Raw genomic sequence first — 14,438 nt, 5'->3', positions numbered from 1 at the left:
CAGTATTTCCTTACTCTCACTGATCATGGTCAGTATATGAAGGGCTACTGAAAACTTTGTATCCATCTGGTTTCCTTTCTGTTCTTGTATCATTTACAAGAACAAGTTTAACATAAGCTAAACTTCTTGGCAAGTCTTTTGCTTGATTTTTTTTAAATAAAGCACTCGACCAAGAAGTCGCTTGTCTTACATGCGTTTGCCATCTAGGACAAATGGTAAGGTTTTTTCTATATGATAGGCGTGGACTGCGGAGGCGTATTGTACCACTTCTGCATTCAACTGCGGAGCTAGGTTGGCATAGAAGGCCTCTCTTGCCGCCTGATCCGCAAAACCTAGGATGATGGAGGCATGAAGGTGGTCTTCTTTAGGATTGTCATGGGCAACATTTGGGGTATTCCAAGTCGCTTTATTCCAAGGAAGATAGACCTGTGTACGCACTTCTGTTACTCCAGGGATTGTCGCCAGTTGACTGGCAAGTCCATCTTGAACAAATTTTTTGAAGCTACCGCTCTTCACACCATCTTTGCGGCGGAAGTAAAGAACATCACGCAGTTGGGTTTGGGCTTGAGTGCTGGTATAATACCAACGTGATGAATACGGGAAGCCCATATGCATCAAGGTCCGACGGAAAACGTTGACCTCATCTTCAAAGGCAAGGGCCGTCTGACGGCGTCCCCCTATTGGTGCCAATAACTTCTGATAGGTCACTTCCGCAATACCATCAATCCGACGGTCTTCTGGAATAGCCGTCTCCAAGCCTTTCACTTTCGGCCAAAAACTATGTTCTGTCTCGCTCAAATGTTGCTGGCGGTATTCTAATAGACCCGGTGAAGCTGCAATAATCTGTGCATGCCCACCACTCCAGTAATCCATTCCCGCTTGGCGTGCTTTATCCTGACGCATCCATAATAAAATGGACAGTGAAAATCGTTGTTGGTATCCTTTTGTCATATTTTTCCCTTTTTTGTTCTTGTATCATTTACAGGAACAAGTTTGCCATAAGCTAGACTTCTTGGCAAGGATTTGGCTCAAAAGATAAAAAAAGTAACTCTCTTACTAGTCGAAAGTTACTTCCTGATACTCAATGAAAATCAAAAGTAGCCTAGGAAACGAAGGCGAAGATTGAACAGGAGTTCTTCAAGGCAAGTTGACTACGGATCATTTTGATTTTCGAAGAGTATGAGTTTCAACTATTTTTCTGTCACTACTTACCTAAGACTCTCACTATATTTCATCTGGCTCTTGCCCATCATGGGCCTGCCATTTGCAGTCGCTCAATTCCATATTGGTAAAGCGAGCTGTAAAACTGGAGTTTTCTGGTGAACAGGCATATAGCCCAAAAGCTATTTTCCCTGCGACTGAGCCTAAACCACATAGATTTGACTTGTGAACTGATTTCAGTAGTTGCCCAGTCAGAAAAGCCGTGATTGGTCACCACACTTCCCAAGTGTTGGAAGTCATCATTTTCATATTCTATCGAACACTTTAGCCAATTCTCCGAATCTTGATAAAGGACAATTCCACACTGGTCAAATCGAGTATGACTACCCGCAAAATCCGTCTTCACAGTAAAGGAAAAATAGTCCTCCTCCGTTTCCATTTGCAAGACGGGAGCATTGTCATTCACAAAATGGTAATAGGTCTTCTGCCACAAATCCGTCTTGGGTTCTGTGGTAATGGTAATTTCTTCATCTGAAATAGTGAATTGTCTCGGTGGACGGGTCCACACTAAATCCTTGACTGTAAATTCTTTCATTATGAACCTTTCCGTATCTTATCTTCCTGATAAGCCGCACGGGCTCCGCCGATTAGTTTTGGTCGGCTGGCAAGGGCGGTGACATGGGCCTGACCAATCTCACGCAGGCTAGGTCTGATAGGCACTTGGACATGCTTGATGTGCATGCCGATAGCTGTGTCGCCGATGTCTACACCAGCCTGAGCGGTAATAAACTCGACTTCCACCGGATCCTTCATATACTTGAAGGCCGCCAACTGACCAGATCCACCTGCATGAAGGGTGGGTAAAACATTGACTATTTCCCAGTCCTTCTGGATTGCCAATTCCCGCTCCACCACCAAGGCACGATTGAGGTGTTCGCAGCCTTGAACAGCTAGATAGATACCTTTTGGCTCCAAAATTTCCAAGATGGTTTCAACAACCACCTCACCGACTTCCAGACTTGAATTTTTGCCAATATGCCCTCCAATCACCTCACTAGAGGACAATCCAAGGACAAATATCTGTCCCTTTTGAAGATTACTGAGGTCTAAAACTTCCTCGACAACCTGCTGGGTCTGTTCCTTAATTTCCTTTAATGACATGATTTACTGCACCAATTCTTTCTATTGCCTGAGCCAAGACGTAACCAACTACCAGACCAACTGTGTTTTGCAGAGTGTTACTCATCAGACTTGTAACAGCGTCAGCTACATTATACATGAAACTAGATGCCACAAAATAACCCCCAACCATAGAGAGCGTCGCCAAGACTAGACCGAGAATCCGTTTCTTACCTGTCCATCCCGCAAAATAACCTTGAGCCCCGTGGAATACTAGACTAAAGAATGCCCACTGGGGATAGCCTAGCAAGAAATCAATCAAGAGCCCTGACAATCCGCCGACAATGGCTCCCTCTTTCTTGCCCAAGTAAAAGGCCGTAAAGAAAACTCCCACATCCAAGAGTGTCACAAACCCAGAAGGTGTTGGCAAATGGAAGTGGGCCAAGACCAAGCTCAAGGCTGTTAAGATGGCTAATAATACTAATTCCTGTGTTTTTTTATTTCTCATATTGAATCACCCCATAATCATCTGATTTTTCAATCGCCGCATGGACAAAGTCCTTGGACAGTCTGACCGCCTCCAAAGGCTCTTGACCCAGCAAAAGCTGACTGGCAATGCTGGACGCAAAGGTACAGCCTGCCCCCACATTGTTTTCTGACAGCAGAGGCGACTGGAGCACCACGATTTCCTGACCATCGTAGAAAACATCGACCGCATCTGAGCCACCCAGACGATTGCCTCCCTTGATGACCACCGCCTTGGCTCCCAAGTCATACAAGGCCACTGCCGCCTGCTTCATCTCCTCCACCGTTTTGATGTTTTTTTGGAGCAATAGCTGAGCTTCTGCCAGATTAGGCGTGATCATGCTGACATAGGAAAGAAACTTCAAGAGTTCATCTCGCAACTGGCTAACCTCCGTATCATGCGTTTCCTTGCAGACCAAGACTGGGTCCAAAACCACAGGAATATCTTGGTGAGCCTTGACAAACGCCAAAGCCTGCTCTGCTATTTCCACCGTGGGAAGCAAGCCAATCTTAATCGCAGAAAAGGGTACATCCTTCAAACTAGCCAGTTGCTGGGCAAACACCGCCGCATCTGTCGGAATGACCTCAAAACCTTTTTCCGTCATAGCTGTCAAGCAGGTCACCGCCACAAACCCATGCAGGCCATGAACCGTGTAGGTGGTCAAGTCTGCATGAAGACCGCCACCGCTGAAAATATCGTTGCCAGAAAGTGCTAAAATATACTTAGTCTTCATAGATAATCTCCTTTAGATAGAGGCCGTTACCTGCCGCAGTTGGACCTGCCAAACCACGATCTTTTTCTGCCAAAATCCGCTTGATCTGCCCCACAGGCATCCGACCATTGCCAATTTTCAAGAGTGTCCCGACCATATTCCGCACCTGCTTGTACAAAAAACCGTTACCTGAAAAGGTGAAAATCAAGAACTGCCGCCGCTGGTCATATTCCATGCTTGCCGCCGTAATGGTCCGCACCTTGTCCTCCACCGAGCTCCCCGAAGCTGTAAAGCCTGTAAAGTCGTGAGTTCCCACCAAGTCCTGAATGGCTTCTTCTATCAAGCTCAAGTCCAAATCATAGGGATAGAAGGTCGCATAGTGGCGCATCATGGGATTCTTAGGCCGCCCAATATCCACCAGAAACTCGTAGGTCTTGCTGTGCTTAGCATAGCGGCAATGAAAATCATCCGCCACCTGCTCCACACTGACCACATCAATATCCTCAGGGGTTTGAGTATCTAGGGCAAAGCGGAGCTTCTCAGCATCTCGACTGCCAGCCAAGTCAAAGTGAATCACCTGACCATAAGCGTGCACTCCTGCGTCTGTCCGACCTGCACCATGAACGGTTACAGGCTGGCCACTGTTCAATCTTACTAACGTTTTTTCGATTTCTTCCTGAACTGTACGGGCATGGGGCTGACGCTGAAAACCAGAAAAATCATGGCCGTCGTAGGAAATAATTGCCTTATATCGTGTCATGTTCTGATTGTAGCACAAGCAAACTTAGAAAAACAAGCCTATAAAACAACAACTGTACTAGCACAGATGGACCCCTTCTAAGTTTGACAGCTTTCATAAAAAGGATTATAATGAAGAAAAGTAAATTAGAATTATTCTTGAAAAGAACAGGAGGCACGAATGGAACTACACTCTCACCTTAACGCAGAAAACCAAACTGCCTTTGAGCATGTTATTCAACACTTAAAGGAAAAAGGTGTTCGCATTACAGAAACACGTAAGGCTGTTGTAGCCTATATCATTGATAGCGACGATCATCCAAGTGCTGAAATGATATACAAAGACCTCCTGCCCAACTATCCTAACATGAGTTTGGCAACTGTCTATAACAACCTCAAAGTGCTCTTAGAAGAAGGATTTGTCACTGAACTCAAGCGTACCAATGACACGACAACCTATTATGATTTCATGGGCCACGAACATCTCAATGTCATCTGTGAAAAATGCGGGAAAATAACGGACTTCATGGACGTCGAAATCCCTAGCCTCAAACGCGAAGCCCATGAACAAACAGGCTATAAGATTACCAAGGAAGTCTTGTCTGTGTATGGTATCTGCCCCGACTGTCAACTCAATAGCTAGAAAGCAACCAGTAGTTGCTTTTTTGCTTTCTCTTTGAATTGTCTGAACTTTATTATTTAGAATTATTCTAAAAAGACTTGACTTTCTATTTAGAACTGTTATAATCAACTTAGGTAAATGATAATTATTCTAAATAAAGGAACTAAAACTATGACACTCGTAACCAACCTCAAACAACACAGCCACATCATCACAACCGCTCTCTGCTTGGCGCTCATTCTAATAGGTATCCTTCTGTTTCAGACTGGACAAGGATGGGCACCCATCCTCTTCATTTCAGCCTTTATCATCGGGGGCTACCAGTCAGCCAAGGAAGGCATTTCTGAGCTGATTTTCGACAAACACCTGTCTGTTGACCTCCTCATGATTTTGGCAGCTATCGGCTCTGGCCTTATCAGCTACTGGATGGAAGGGGCTCTGCTCATATTCATCTTCTCCCTTTCTTCTACTTTGGAAGAATTGGCTATGGAGAAAAGCAAGAATGCAATCGCTGCTCTGATGAATATGACCCCTCCAACGGCTCGTAAAATCGAGGAAAATGGTGACATCACTGTTTTGGACACGGCAGCCATTCGCATCGGCGACCTCTTACAAGTCCGCAAGGGTGACACGGTTCCACTGGATGCTACCCTCATCAGTCCGCAATCCATCTTTGACGAATCCATGATTACAGGCGAGCCGCTCCCTGCGGAGAAAATGGCTGGCGCTGCTGTTATCGGCGGAACCATTAACCAAGGTCCAACTGTGACCGTTCAAGTTACAGCTGAAAAAGGCGATGCTCTCTTCGATAAAATCGTTCAGATGGTCGAAAATGCCCAAGAATCCAAATCAAAAACAGCGACTTTCATTGAAAATATGGAAGATACCTATGTCAAGGTTGTTTTGGTGGTAGTACCGCTCTTTATCCTCTTTGCTCATTTTGCTCTGGGCTGGGACTGGTTAACTGCCTTCTACCGTGGCATGATTCTCTTGACCATCGCTTCTCCATGTGCGCTTGTGGCTTCTTCTTCACCGGCGACACTTTCTGCCATCAGCCGTGCGGCACGCAAGGGCATGATTATCAAGGGCGGTGACATTGCGGATAAGATCGCCAATCTAGAGGCAATCGTCTTTGACAAGACCGGTACCCTGACCATTGGTAAACCTGAAGTTGTAGGAGCGACCTATCTTGGCGATGAAAAACTGATCAAGGAAGTTGTTCAGGCAGTTGAAAAACAATCTAGCCACCCAATCGCTCAGGCTCTCATGACCTATACGGCTGACAGCTCTGCTATTGCCCTCCAAAGCCTAGAAGACGTGACCGGAAAAGGCTTGGTGGCAGGCTATCAGGGCGACAGCTGGAAAATCGGTAAGGCAGGCTTTGTGGTGGATAGCTTGGTCCGTCCGCTGTCTGTGGACTTAGTTGCACAGATTGATGAGGCAGAAAGCACTGGAAAAACCCTGGTCTATGTTAGTCAAAATGATGTCCTTGTGGCGATCTTCATGGTGGAAGATAGTTTGAAGCCTGAGAGCAAGCAGCTTATTGCCCAGTTGAAAGAGATGGGCGTGACGCCAATTCTCTTGACGGGCGACCAAGAAAAGACGGCTCGTTACGTGGCGAGTCAGGTCGGTATTGACCGTGTGATTGCCAACTGTCTGCCGACGGATAAGGCAGCTGTTATCCAAGAACTGCAAACCGAGTTTGCGTCAGTCGGCATGGTGGGTGACGGTATCAACGATGCTCCTGCCCTGGCTCAAGCCAATGTCAGCTATGCTATGGGAAGCGGAACGGACATCGCTATGGAGTCAGCTGACATCGTACTCATGGAAGATCTGACACGGATTCCTTACTCCATCCGTCTATCTAAGAAAATGCGGGGCATCATCAAGCAAAATATCGTCTTTGCCCTATCTGTCATTGCCCTTCTTATCATCTCCAACCTCTTCCAGTCTATCAACCTCCCACTCGGTGTGGTGGGCCACGAAGGATCAACGATTTTGGTGATTTTGAATGGGTTAAGACTCTTGTATTTTAAATAGCATAAAGCCGCCAAGCGATTGGCGGTTTTCTTATTATTCTTTTTTAAAAAAACGCTTGCATTTCAGAAATTATTGTTTTATAATAATTTTAAAGATAATATTATCATAAAACAATAATAATCGGAGGTTTGCTATGAAAACCAATCTACTCAAAATAACTGGCATTGTGGCTGCTTGTGTTCGCTATTTCTTCTATTTCATGATTGCTCTCTATGCCTTCATTACCTTGGTAGGTCTTGGAGGCCACTCCTTTGTGATAGACTCTTGGGAATACACCTTTAACAAACCCATTGACCAGATTAACATCTGGCTCATTCTATTAACGACTGGATTGATCTTAATTGTCTTGGCGGCACTCAGTCATATTGCCCACCTGATCCAAAAGCTATGTAAGCTACTTCTGGAAGAAGATTATTTCGCCTCATCTAGCCTAGCACTCTATCAGAAACTCTTGGTCAGTTTACTAATTTTGACTGCTGGTCAATTTTGCCTAACCACTTTGTTTTTCCTGACACATGCTACTAATCCAAACACCTTCCTCAATCTTCGCTGGTCAGACTTTATCCTCAATGCCCTCTTCCTCTTCGCAACTTATTTTGTCTGGACCTTAGTACAAAAGGGGCAACAACTTGAAACCGAGAACAGCGAGTTTATCTGATATGGAAATGATTCGCGTAAACTTAGACAAGGTCCTCAAAGATCGACAAATGACTTCCAAGGACTTGGCAGAGCAAGTCGGCATCACCGAAGCCAACCTGTCCATTCTCAAGACAGGCAAGGCAAAAGGTATTCGTTTCAATACCTTGATGAGCATCTGCCGAATCCTAGACTGCCAACCAGGAGATATTTTAGAATATGTGAGGGAGGGGGAATAGCATGAACAAAAAGATATTTTTCAACGTCGTCATACAGTTGCTAACGTTTATTCGTTATGGATTGATTGCCTTAACGGGACTGATAATGTTGGCACTTCTTATTCTACTTATAGGCGGGAAACCTATTCAAAATAGTCTACAATTAGATATCCCCTTGCCTATCATTGTTATTATTCTAATCATAAGTATCATCTTGGTAGCTTGCTTCATCTACCTAGCTACTATACTCAAAAAATTGATTATCAACTTTCAGAAAGGAGCTATTTTCTCAACTGAAATTGTAGTCTATACAAAGATAATTTTAGGAACCTTAATCGTATGGACGAGCATACAATTTGCAAGTGCTTTTTTCCTATCTTACCTAGATTTAGAGAATGTAAGTGATTTATATGATTTTTCACTTAATGACTATTTCATAAATGGTGTGCTGATTATTATTGCACTACTAGCAAAGATGGTGTTGGAAAAAGGTGTACTTTTACAAGCTGAAAATGATGAAATTATATAAGGAGCCCATGATGAAAAAGTATATTTCCCTCATTGCACTCTCCATGATGATACCTTGCTTAAGTGCTTGTCACTCTGTCACTTCAGAAGTGAATAAAGAAATGCAAAACGAGCTAACAGCAGCTTCCATCGAAACAGAAAAAGCTCTAAAAACAGACGAAAGTCTGGCTAAGATTGAGAACTTTCAGCAAATTGTCGAAATCACGACATCCAAAGGAGAATTCTCTCTTGAATCTCCTTTCTCTGGCAAAATCTATTTAATGGCAACAAAAGAAAATCTCGAGAAACTCTCAAAAGAAGGGTTTACTCTAAATGAACATAGTTTCTCAACTATCGATGCTGGTAGTAGCAGCGATTTTAATATCCGCTACAAACATCAATCTTACTTCACTATTCAAAGCTTGTCCGTGCAAGATCTGGAGGATTTCGAATACACCAAATCCTCTTCCACTTCTGCTATTCTTGTCTTCTATCCAGACTAGCAAAAATTCCTCGATTCAAAAGAACCGAGGAATTTTTTTAATACGTCGCCAAGCGTTTTTCCAACCTGAGCTGACCGAAGGCGTAGAGAGTGCAGATGGCCCAATATATCAAGGCCACACAGATATAAACTGTCATGTAGTCCGACTTGGCTCCTCCGACTATTTTTGCCTTATTGAAAATCTCTGGTACAGTAATCATAGCGGTCAAGGACGTACTTTTCACCATATCTAAAAGAACATTGCTCAGCGGTGGAAGGGCAATCCGAAAGGCTTGGGGAATGATGATTTTTCTGTAAATCACATTGGTCCGCAAGCCCAGGGAACGCGCCGCTTCCCACTGTCCCCTATCAATGGCCGAAAGAGATGCACGAATAATTTCAGAAATGTAGGCACTAGACATGGAGGTAAAGGCGATAATAGATGCGGAGATAGCATCTAGTTGTAGCCCCATGAAAGGCAGTCCAAAATAGATGAAGAAAAGAAGAACCATGAGGGGAATGCCACGCATGAGAGAAATATGGGCCATAGCCAACCAACGCAAGGGTCCAAACTTAGACATCCGCATGAGGGCTACAAAAAATCCACAGAAAGTCCCCAAGGCAAAACCAATTAGGGATAGGGATAAAGTGTAGGGAAGTCCCTCCAAAATCTGTGGAATAGCCTCTCTTGCAATATCTGCATTAAAAACTGCCTGCCAGTTAATATCCATATCTTCTCCTCTTTCCTAAAAACCAGATAGACCTTGCCAGCTAGAAACTGACAAAGTCTATACAATATGTATTTTAATTTGCTACCAAATCTTATTCAACTTCGATAACTGGCAACTCATCTGCATTTTCAACAGGGACTGTCAAGTCTTGTCCTGCATAGTATTTCTCAGAAATTGCCTTCAAAGTTCCGTCAGCTTTCATCGCTTCAAGAGCTTCGTCAATTTTTTCTTTCAAGCTTGTGTCAGCCTTGCTCATAACAATCCCTTGTTCAGTTGGGTTGTATTTAGCCTCACCCATCTTCACTTTGATATCTGGGAAGTTGGCATTGACCCATTTGATAGCCATAACTTGTGTGTAGTAGTCGTTTGGAATGAAGTCTGTACGACCTGTTGATACATCACGCAAATAGACATCATTGGTTACGTTGTCATAGATAACTGGCTCTGCACCTTGCTTTTCAGCAATCTTCATGTACTGAGTACCTGCGCCACCACCAGCTTTTTTACCTGTCCAGTCGCTCAAGTCAGCTGCTTCGATTCCTGATGAACCATCTTCACGAACGATGTAGCCACCAACTGAATACTTGTAAGGGATAGAGAAGTTGTACTTTTCCTTACGTGCTTCTGTCATGTCAAAGTTGTTAACAGAAATATCAACTTTACCACTGTCCACAGCTGTAAAGGCTTCTTCCACTCCGATTTCTTGGTATTCGATTTCCAATTTCAAACGTTTACCAATTTCATTGATCATATCAATTTCATAACCGACCAATTCTTTAGCATCGTTGTAGTAAGAAGTTGGGAAGAGGGTACCTGGTGTTGCAACCTTCAAGACACCTGCTTCTTGAATTTTTTCCCATTGAGTCTGTTCAGCAGAAGAACTGCTAGTATTCGAACTTGAACTAGAACATGCTGCCAAGGTCAATGTAGAAACCAAGAGAGCTGAGGCTAAAACTTTTTTCAACATAAAACAATCTCCTTTGGAAGCCATAGCTTCCTTTTTTACTTTTTCGGTGTTAACCCACCAACTTTTACAGGTTAACATTTTGAAAACGTTTTGGCAAATAATTGAACTGAAAAAATGAATTCCCTTACAAGTTGAGTAAACCTGCTGCCTCCATTTGGTCTGCCAACTGCAAAAGTAAATCCTCTCGTCCCTTGGCTGCTGTGAATTGAACGCCGATTGGCAGGCCTTTTGGGATCTTATAAGTTGGCAAGCTGATAGCCGGTTGGCCGATGATGTTTGCCTGCTGGGTAAAGGGTGTCCAGGCTAGACTTTCTGCAAACATCTCCCAAATCAAACTCTGCTGCTCTGCCATTGCCAACTCCTGCGTGTGCAACAAGCGGTCTAGCATCTCTTGCGAGTGAGTGAACTGGTCTAGCTTGGGAGCCACATCAGCCACTGTCGGCGTCAGAAGGAGATCATAGTGCTGGTGGAAGTCCGCCATGCTGGCACTGTAACGGTCCCAATCCTGTAAGACCTTAGAATAGAGTTTAGCTGGAACGGTCTGCCCACTCTGGTAAATGGCCCAGGTCATGACCTCCATGTCATCAGGGGTCATGGGACGACCCAGCCCCGCTTCAATCTCGTCAAACATCTGAGCTGTTTCAACACTGTTCATCAGGTAATAGGCCTGCATGACTTCAAGGCCGTCTAAAATAGGACTTGCTAGCTCGGTAATCTGGTGCCCCAGTGCTTCTAACTGAGGCAGAAGGGACAAGACAGCCTGTTTGGCATCAGCGGAAACTGGACTGCCAATCGGAGATTCCAGACTGTAGGCAATTTTCAAAGATTTATGTCCTGGTGCAAAGAGACTCTGCTCAGATAGGAGAGCCAGAGGAAAGGGAGCTTCCACCTGATAGGTCTGCAAGTGATAAAGAAGATGTTTGGTATCGCGGACTGACTTAGTCAGAGCAAAGTTGCTGGAAGCTCCCTGCCAGCCACGATAGGAGATTGGACCAACAGGAATGCGGCCCCGACTGGGCTTGAGACCAATCAAACCATTGAAGGAGGCGGGAATACGGATAGAGCCTCCACCATCTGAAGCTGCTGCCAAAGGTACCATACCAGAAGCTACTGCCGCTGCTGCACCACCACTGGACCCACCTGCATTTCGGCTCAAATCTAGCGGCGACTTGACTGGCCCATGTAGGCTGGAGTCAGATATGTTCTTAAAACCAAACTCTGGCGTATTAGTTCGCCCCAAGATGATGAAACCCAGATCCTTGAAAGCCTGTACCAATTTATCAGTATGCCTCGCTCGGTAATTCTGGAATAGACGAGAGCCCGCTGTTGACAAGTGCCCTTCTTCATTTTGCCCCAAATCTTTCAACAAAAGAGGAACACCACCAAAGGGCTTGTCTTGAAAATTCCCCGTTTCTGCTTCTTGCAGGGCTTGCTCGTATTGCTTGCTGACAACTGCATTGAGAGCAGGATTTTCCTCTTCTATTCGTTCAATAGCTTCCGCTACCAATTCTTTAGCAGAAACCTGACCTGTTCGAACAGCCAAGGCCATTTCCGTCGCATCTTTCCACATAGGCTTCTCCTTGTATTTTTTATTAGCTTATCATGAAAGTAAAAAATCAGCAAGCTACGCTTACTGATTTTGAGTATGCCGATAAAAGCAATTTACAGCTCATCAAAAGCATCTTTTACCTTGTCAAAAAATCCTTTTTTATGGGGTTTGACATCAATATTTCCTGCTGCCGCAAATTCTTTAAGAGCTGCTTTTTGGCGGTCATTCAAACCTGTCGGAGTGACGATATTTACTGTGACATATTGATCACCAATAGCTCCACCACGAACACTTGGTGCACCTTTTCCTTTGAGTCGGAAGGTCTTACCAGTCTGGGTACCTTCAGGAATGACCATATCCACATCACCGTGAACCGTTGGCACATGAACTGTATCTCCAAGTGCTGCTTGAACAAAGTTGAGGTTCAGTTTATAGTGAATAGTGGTTCCTTCACGTTCAAACTTGTCTGAAGGTTGGACCTGAATGACAACGTAGAGATCTCCGTATGGACCTCCATTAAAACCAGCTTCACCTTGACCTGCCAAGCGAATACGTTGACCAGTTTCCACACCAGCTGGCACCTTGACTGTTACAGTATGAGCTTGTTTTTCATGACCAGTACCATGACAAGTTGTACAGGGGTCTTTGATTTGTTTCCCACGACCGTGACAGACATCACAGGTCATTTGACGACGCATGGTTCCAAGTGGAGTTTGGGTATCCACATTGATCACTCCAGAACCATGACAACGCCCACAGGTTACCGGACTTGTTCCAGGTTTGGCACCTGAACCTGTACAGGTTCGACAAGTTGCCTCACGGTTATAGGAAACTTCACGTTCCACACCAAAAATCGCTTCTTCAAATTTCAAATTGACCGCATATTGCAAGTCATCCCCTTGACGAGGTGCATTAGGATTGCGCGTCGCACCGCCTCCACCAAAGAAGCTAGAGAAAATGTCTTCAAAGCCACCGAAACCTGCTCCGTCGAAACCACCAAAACCACCAGCTCCGCCACCGAAGCCTCCGTTTGCTCCCGCTGGACCATACTGGTCATAGGCTGACCGTTTCTGCGGATCACTCAAGGTTTCATAAGCCTCTTGGACTTCCTTGTACTTGTCCTCCGCACCAGCCTCCTTATTGATGTCAGGGTGGTACTTCTTGGACAACTTCCGATAAGCCTTCTTAATCTCGTCTGGCGAAGCATCCTTAGAAACCCCCAGACGATCGTAAAATTCTGTGTTGTTCATAATGTAAGATATTAAGCCGTTAAGCGACTCAAAGAAAAATAGGAAACTGTCCGACGATGCTTCGCATCTAGGTAAAGTTTATCTTTTTTCAAAGAGTCGTAGGCGTATTCAATTACACCAAAATAGTCATGCATGAATACTACATATAAACGACTGTGTTCGAATAAACGAACTTGTATTCCTTTCTTTGAAAATTAGAAAGTAGCCCGTGTTCAGTTACGAACACTTTCCTTTCTGTAAAATTTGAGAAGTCAAATACAGTCATTCCAGTCCTCGCTAGAAGTTACTTAGCAAGCGTTTGGCAACTGCCCTACCTGACATTGGATTTTGCCCAGTTACAAAACGACCATCTTGTATGGCAAAAGAAGTGTAGGGAAGTTTCTTTTGAAAATCGGCTCCACGTTTTTTGACCTCAGTTTCCGTGATAAAGGGAACTTTTTTCAGTTTTCCACTTAGAATCTCTTCCCATTTGGTGAAACCAGTTATCTTCTTACCCTCGATAAGATAACGACCATCCCTAGCACGAATATTTAACAAGCCTGCAACACCGTGACAAACTGAGGAAATATATCCACCTTGTTCATAAATAGAATTAGCAATTTCTTGCAATTCCTTGTTGTCCGGAAAATCCCAAATCACACCGTGGCCACCCGTATAATAGATAGCGATGTAGTCCTCAGGTTGAACATCTTCTGGTTTAAGAGAGTGTAGCAAGGCACGCTCCTTAAAATCGGCGCTTTCAGATAGTTGTAAATCTTCTTTGGAAACATAGGCCTTTTTCAGACTTCGCGGATCGATTGGAACACTTCCTCCTTTTGGACTGACATAATCCACTTCAAATCCTGCTTTGGTAACTTCATCTACAAATTCTGTCGCTTCTGCTAGCCACAGACCTGTTTTTTCTTCATCATTTTTGTATTGAGATACATTGGTCAAAACGACCAGTATTTTTTTCGTATTCATTTTACCCTATTTTCTATTTACCCAAAAACAGAGGCTGGGTTGCAACCTCTGTGATTGGAAATTTTATTGACGAATGATTTCTATTCTCGGAAAGATGAGAACTGAGTTCGAGCTAAGAACCTTAACCGACTTCCTACTAATTTTCAAGAAGTCAGGATAAAAATGTCTCCCAGTCCAACCGCTCGTTTCTGAATTCCCATTCTCGAGAAGATGAGAAC

Annotated in this window: 16 protein-coding genes and 2 pseudogenes; 6 read left to right on the top strand and 12 right to left on the bottom strand. The window is 44.2% G+C overall.

The window, feature by feature from the left end; translation table 11 throughout:
• The 7 genes and pseudogenes from F9856_RS02195 to truA form a co-directional block, all read right to left on the bottom strand.
• Nucleotides 1-66: pseudogene (locus F9856_RS02195) on the bottom strand (transcriptional regulator); the annotation flags it as partial.
• Between the two features lie 120 nt (nt 67-186).
• On the bottom strand, nt 187-951 hold the full coding sequence (locus F9856_RS02190; RefSeq protein ID WP_202105578.1) for a hypothetical protein: 765 nt from the start codon (nt 949-951) through the stop codon (nt 187-189).
• A gap of 273 nt (nt 952-1,224) precedes the next feature.
• Nucleotides 1,225-1,756: pseudogene (locus tag F9856_RS02185) on the bottom strand (DUF1349 domain-containing protein).
• Nucleotides 1,756-2,322, bottom strand: a complete 567-nt coding sequence (locus F9856_RS02180; RefSeq protein ID WP_202105577.1) for a TIGR01440 family protein — start codon at nt 2,320-2,322, stop codon at nt 1,756-1,758. Before F9856_RS02180 ends, F9856_RS02185 begins: the two are co-directional and overlap by 1 nt.
• Nucleotides 2,303-2,788 carry an ECF transporter S component gene (locus tag F9856_RS02175; RefSeq protein ID WP_202105576.1) on the bottom strand — a complete coding sequence of 162 codons (486 nt, stop codon included), beginning with the start codon at nt 2,786-2,788 and terminating at the stop codon, nt 2,303-2,305. Before F9856_RS02175 ends, F9856_RS02180 begins: the two co-directional genes overlap by 20 nt.
• Nucleotides 2,778-3,539: a bifunctional hydroxymethylpyrimidine kinase/phosphomethylpyrimidine kinase gene (locus F9856_RS02170; protein ID WP_202105575.1), complete on the bottom strand. Its 762-nt coding sequence runs from the start codon at nt 3,537-3,539 to the stop codon at nt 2,778-2,780. Before F9856_RS02170 ends, F9856_RS02175 begins: the two co-directional genes overlap by 11 nt.
• Nucleotides 3,529-4,278, bottom strand: coding sequence for a tRNA pseudouridine(38-40) synthase TruA (gene truA, locus F9856_RS02165; protein ID WP_105128162.1), 750 nt, complete (start codon nt 4,276-4,278; stop codon nt 3,529-3,531). Before truA ends, F9856_RS02170 begins: the two co-directional genes overlap by 11 nt.
• 159 nt (nt 4,279-4,437) lie before the next feature.
• Here truA and perR point away from each other — a divergent pair, with 159 nt between their 5' ends.
• From perR to F9856_RS02135, 6 genes are all read left to right on the top strand, one after another.
• Nucleotides 4,438-4,899, top strand: coding sequence for a peroxide-responsive transcriptional repressor PerR (gene perR / locus F9856_RS02160; protein ID WP_024397809.1), 462 nt, complete (start codon nt 4,438-4,440; stop codon nt 4,897-4,899).
• A gap of 150 nt (nt 4,900-5,049) precedes the next feature.
• Nucleotides 5,050-6,918, top strand: a complete 1,869-nt coding sequence (locus tag F9856_RS02155) for a heavy metal translocating P-type ATPase (RefSeq protein ID WP_202105574.1) — start codon at nt 5,050-5,052, stop codon at nt 6,916-6,918.
• Nucleotides 6,919-7,051: 133 nt separating this feature from the next.
• A complete protein-coding gene (locus F9856_RS02150) occupies nt 7,052-7,576 on the top strand; it encodes a hypothetical protein (RefSeq protein WP_024375951.1) in 525 nt (174 codons plus the stop codon).
• A 1-nt stretch (nt 7,577) separates the two neighbouring features.
• Entirely contained in the window at nt 7,578-7,793 is a 216-nt protein-coding gene (locus F9856_RS02145) for a helix-turn-helix domain-containing protein (protein WP_002943099.1), read from the top strand.
• Between the two features lies 1 nt (nt 7,794).
• The gene (locus F9856_RS02140; RefSeq protein ID WP_202105573.1) at nt 7,795-8,301 is read left to right on the top strand and encodes a DUF2975 domain-containing protein; all 507 of its coding nucleotides are present in this window, start codon (nt 7,795-7,797) and stop codon (nt 8,299-8,301) included.
• A gap of 10 nt (nt 8,302-8,311) precedes the next feature.
• A complete protein-coding gene (locus tag F9856_RS02135; protein ID WP_202105572.1) occupies nt 8,312-8,782 on the top strand; it encodes a hypothetical protein in 471 nt (156 codons plus the stop codon).
• A gap of 37 nt (nt 8,783-8,819) precedes the next feature.
• Here the strand turns inward: F9856_RS02135 and F9856_RS02130 are convergent, their stop codons facing one another.
• The 5 genes from F9856_RS02130 to F9856_RS02110 form a co-directional block, all read right to left on the bottom strand.
• On the bottom strand, nt 8,820-9,491 hold the full coding sequence (locus F9856_RS02130; protein ID WP_202105571.1) for an amino acid ABC transporter permease: 672 nt from the start codon (nt 9,489-9,491) through the stop codon (nt 8,820-8,822).
• 91 nt (nt 9,492-9,582) lie between these two features.
• Nucleotides 9,583-10,458: a transporter substrate-binding domain-containing protein gene (locus F9856_RS02125; protein WP_202105570.1), complete on the bottom strand. Its 876-nt coding sequence runs from the start codon at nt 10,456-10,458 to the stop codon at nt 9,583-9,585.
• Between the two features lie 124 nt (nt 10,459-10,582).
• Nucleotides 10,583-12,028 carry an amidase gene (locus F9856_RS02120; RefSeq protein WP_202105569.1) on the bottom strand — a complete coding sequence of 482 codons (1,446 nt, stop codon included), beginning with the start codon at nt 12,026-12,028 and terminating at the stop codon, nt 10,583-10,585.
• A gap of 92 nt (nt 12,029-12,120) precedes the next feature.
• Nucleotides 12,121-13,257 (bottom strand): molecular chaperone DnaJ, encoded by a 1,137-nt coding sequence (gene dnaJ, locus F9856_RS02115; protein WP_202105568.1) that lies wholly within the window; start codon nt 13,255-13,257, stop codon nt 12,121-12,123.
• Between the two features lie 276 nt (nt 13,258-13,533).
• A complete protein-coding gene (locus F9856_RS02110) occupies nt 13,534-14,220 on the bottom strand; it encodes a type 1 glutamine amidotransferase domain-containing protein (RefSeq protein WP_172004243.1) in 687 nt (228 codons plus the stop codon).
• Nucleotides 14,221-14,438 lie beyond the last annotated feature (218 nt).

Origin of the sequence: Streptococcus suis (assembly GCF_016743335.1) — a bacterium.
In the GTDB taxonomy this organism is placed as follows: Bacteria; Bacillota; Bacilli; order Lactobacillales; family Streptococcaceae; genus Streptococcus; species Streptococcus suis_Y.
This window is presented reverse-complemented; position numbering and strand designations above follow the sequence as displayed.